Consider the following 3,781-nt stretch of genomic DNA (forward strand, 5'->3'; position numbering starts at 1 on the left):
GATCCCCATTTTGTGTTCGATTGAACCACAACGTACGCCGTTACGCTCACCGATTGAACCGTCAGCATTCAGGTTGAATTTTGGTACGATGAACAGAGAAATACCTTTAGTACCTTTAGGCGCGCCAGGCAGACGAGCAAGTACGATGTGGATGATGTTCTCTGCCATGTCGTGTTCACCAGCAGAGATAAAGATTTTCTCGCCAGAGATTGCATAGCTACCGTCTGCTTGTGGTTCAGCTTTAGTACGGATAATACCGAGGTCAGAACCTGCATGAGATTCAGTCAGACACATGGTACCTGTCCATTCACCTGAAACCAGTTTAGGCAGATAAGCGTCTTTTTGTTCTTGAGAACCGTGGTGTTCTAAAGTACGAACTGCACCATGAGACAGACCAGGGTACATGCCCCAAGCCCAGTTCGCAGTACCCACCATTTCAGAAATACTGATACCTAAAGAATTTGGTAAGCCTTGACCGCCGTATTGCTCTTCAGCAGAAAGAGAAGGGAAGCCTAGCTCGATGTATTTTTGGTAAGCTTCTTTAAAGCCAGTCGGTGTCGTTACAACGCCGTCATTCCAGGTACAACCTTCACGGTCGCCGACCTGATTTAGAGGAGATAATTCATTTTCACAGAAGTCAGCTGCAGCTTCTAGGTACTGATCAACCAACTCACGGCTTACGTTTTCTTGAAACGCAGGAAGTTTTGCGTAATGTTCTTCAGCATTTAATAATTCGTGCAGAACGAATTGCATGTCACGTAAGGGCGCTTTGTATTGTGGCATATCGGTTTCCTCAATACTGGTTTAGACCAGCGTTATCATCCTAAATTAATTGAAACGTGCCTTCAGTGACACGTATTGCTATGAATCTAATCGTGCAACATCTTGCCCGGCCATACAAGCTTTCAGGCGGCTTTCTTGGTGACTATAAAGTCAAAGATTAATCTGCACAGAACAGTAAACATATTGACTGCAAAGACTTTTGTAGAAATTAGCAGAACATGAATGGTCAAAAGAGGACTGAGGAGTCAGCTATAAAAAAAGGCACCCGAAGGTGCCTGAATTTGAAGGAATAAGAAACGTAGAAGAAGATCAAGATGCAGCTTTAGTCATCTTGATGGGTGCATTCGGCTGGAAATGGACGATACATTGACCATCAATGGTTTGAGTACCCGCTTTCACTTGAACTGCCTTGCCGTGGGTTTGACCTTTACAAGCGTTGGCAAACGCAGTTTGTAAAGCCTGACGTTCTGATAAACGCTGATCATACTGTTTGACCATTTCTGCACGTTGACTATCCGTTAATGCTTCTCCACGGTTCATACCACCTCGGAATTCATCACGCATTGGACGATGTTCACCGCGCATGCCACGGAATTCACCACGTTGACCTTTCATACCTTTATGGTCAGGTTTGAAAGAAATCTTGCATTGACCATCAATGGTTTTATCGCCAGCCTTGATTTGAACTGCACTGCCTACAGCTTTGCCGTCACAGGCCTGTTGAATCTGTTTATGCAATTGCATGCGTTCTGCACGAGCGGCCTTGAATTGTTCGCGTTGCTCTGGAGTGAGACGATGCTGTTTTTGACCTTCATGGTGTTTCATCATACGAGAATGATCTTTCTGCTCATTCACGTTGCTCGTAGATTGACAGGCAGTCAATGCACCCATCGATAAAACACTGGCACTGATTAAGGCAATTTTTGTCATTGCTTTCATGTTTTTACCCCATTCAAGAGCTGATTCTTTTTGATGAGTAAAGATTAAATAATAAAGATGAAGAAACAATGGAGAGTTTTTTAAGTCTGTGTTCGCTACAATAATGAATATAGAGAAGAAAAACTGAGATTTTTACTTTGAAGATTCGCCGTATTCCGATTGCATTACGTCTGTTTTTGACTGTTTTATTGACTACCCTGGTAATTACTACGGTGAGTCTGGGCGTATTGCATCTGAATATGCAGCGCAACTTTACCCGCTATGTCGCAGATGTAGAAATGCAGAAGCTGGATCATGTGATCGAGAATCTGGCTGATGTCTATACGGTATATGAAGACTGGGGTAACGCTATTCAGGCGCAGATTCTGCAAATTGAAGGTGAAGCTGCACCGGATGATTATGACCGTTTATCGCGCTGGTGGTTGCGCCGTCAATATGATATTGCCTTGCAGCAGCGTTATTTTCAGGAGCAGACCTTAGCCACTGTAGCCCCTTCAAGTATGGTTGAACCAAATCTAACACCGCGCTCAGTCAATGAAGAAGAATTGCGTATTCTGGCGTCTAACTTGCCATCACAATTCCAGCCTTTTGAAGGTTTAAGATTTCCACTTAGCTCCAATCAGAACCTGTTTAGAACCGACCGTAAAGACAATAATGGCGGTCAACAGCCGGTTCAGCAGCCCACTGGCAAGAAGCAGTTTATCCAGATGCCAGACCGTCTGGGTCTGAGTTCACGCCTGTCACTCTATGATGCCAAACGTCGTTTTGTAGTAGGTGAGGCGTCAGATGAGCAGATTTCTTATCGTCCGATTATGGTTGAAAACCAGGTAGTCGGTTATCTTGGTTTGAAACCGGTTTTAGACCAAGATGATGCTTTAAGTATTAATTTCTTTAGTAATCAGAAACGTTACTTATTTTTAGTTTATGGTTTAAGTATTCTAGCCAGTCTGATTGCTGCATTATTACTGGCAACTTATTTTAAAAAACCGATTCAGCGTTTGTTGAACGGAACACGTGAATTGACTCGCGGTAATTATCAGCATCAAGTGAAAGTGAAACGTAATGATGAGCTGGGTGATCTGTCTAATGAGCTGAATCAATTGGCAGTGATTCTGGATCAGCATGAAATTTCACGCCGTCAGTGGGTAGCAGATACTTCACATGAACTGAAAACTCCGCTGGCAGTCTTGCAGGCACAAATTGAAGCGATGCAGGATGGAATCCGTAAACCGACACCAGAGCATTTTGCATCGATGTTGGCACAGGTAACCAGCCTGAAAAAACTGACTCAGGACTTGGCAGCTCTAGCGCAGGCTGATGCACAGCAATTACAGTTTTACTATGCAACTGTAAATCCATGGGAGGTGGTGCAGCAGGAATTGATGAACTTCCAGCCTAAATTTGAACAGGCTGATCTGAAAGTGACTATTGAAGGTGACGGTGCTGAAGTTGATCTAGATCTGGACCGTTTCAAGCAGATTGTAGCCAACCTGCTCAGCAACAGTATTCGTTATACAGAAGCCGGTGGCCAGGTACATATCCATACCGAACAGAATGAGAAAGAATGGACCTTATATGTCGATGACAGTCCATTCGGTCTGACCGATGAGCAGCTGGCTCGCATTGGTGAGCGTTTCTATCGTGTTGATGATTCGCGTACCCGTGCCACCGGTGGAACAGGCTTGGGTCTGGCCTTATCTTGTAAAATTACTCAGGCTATGGGTGGTAGCTTAAGCTTTGCACATTCACCATTAGGTGGTTTACGATGCAAACTAAGCTTTCCTAAACAAATGAAACCATAAAGGAAAATATATTCATGAAACATATTATGCTGGTTGAAGACGAAGTCGAACTTGCCCTGTTGGTGCGAGATTATCTAGAGGCTGCTGGTTTTGAAGTCAGCGTGTTTCATGATGGGCAAGAAGCATATAACAGTTTTACCCAGCGTAAACCGAGCCTGATGATTCTGGACCTGATGGTGCCGCGTATAGATGGTCTGACCATTTGCCGTAAAGTGCGTGAACAGTCAGATTTGCCGATCATTATGGTGACTGCGCGT

At 44.2% G+C, this 3,781-nt stretch carries 4 protein-coding genes; 2 read left to right on the forward strand and 2 right to left on the reverse strand.

Annotated features, from left to right (window positions below; genetic code table 11):
* The coding region (locus tag B4J23_RS11580) for an acyl-CoA dehydrogenase N-terminal domain-containing protein (protein ID WP_291360759.1) at positions 1-783 on the reverse strand (783 nt) is incomplete at its 3' end.
* A 309-nt stretch (positions 784-1,092) separates the two neighbouring features.
* Positions 1,093-1,722, reverse strand: coding sequence for a hypothetical protein (locus B4J23_RS11585; RefSeq protein WP_284880395.1), 630 nt, complete (start codon positions 1,720-1,722; stop codon positions 1,093-1,095).
* 137 nt (positions 1,723-1,859) lie between these two features.
* Here B4J23_RS11585 and baeS point away from each other — a divergent pair, with 137 nt between their 5' ends.
* Together baeS and B4J23_RS11595 are read left to right on the forward strand one after the other, a co-directional pair.
* The gene (gene baeS / locus B4J23_RS11590) at positions 1,860-3,524 is read left to right on the forward strand and encodes a sensor histidine kinase efflux regulator BaeS (protein WP_291360762.1); all 1,665 of its coding nucleotides are present in this window, start codon (positions 1,860-1,862) and stop codon (positions 3,522-3,524) included.
* Positions 3,525-3,538: 14 nt separating this feature from the next.
* Positions 3,539-3,781 (forward strand): response regulator (locus B4J23_RS11595; protein ID WP_291360764.1); only part of this gene is annotated, 243 nt, incomplete at its 3' end.

Origin of the sequence: Acinetobacter sp. UBA3025 (assembly GCF_002367915.1) — a bacterium.
Taxonomy (GTDB): domain Bacteria; phylum Pseudomonadota; class Gammaproteobacteria; order Pseudomonadales; family Moraxellaceae; genus Acinetobacter.

Coding starts and splice junctions, on each gene's coding strand:
- B4J23_RS11585 (WP_284880395.1), bottom strand. CDS start 1,722: ATGAAAGCAATGACAAAAATTGCCTTAATCAGTGCCAGTGTTTTATCG.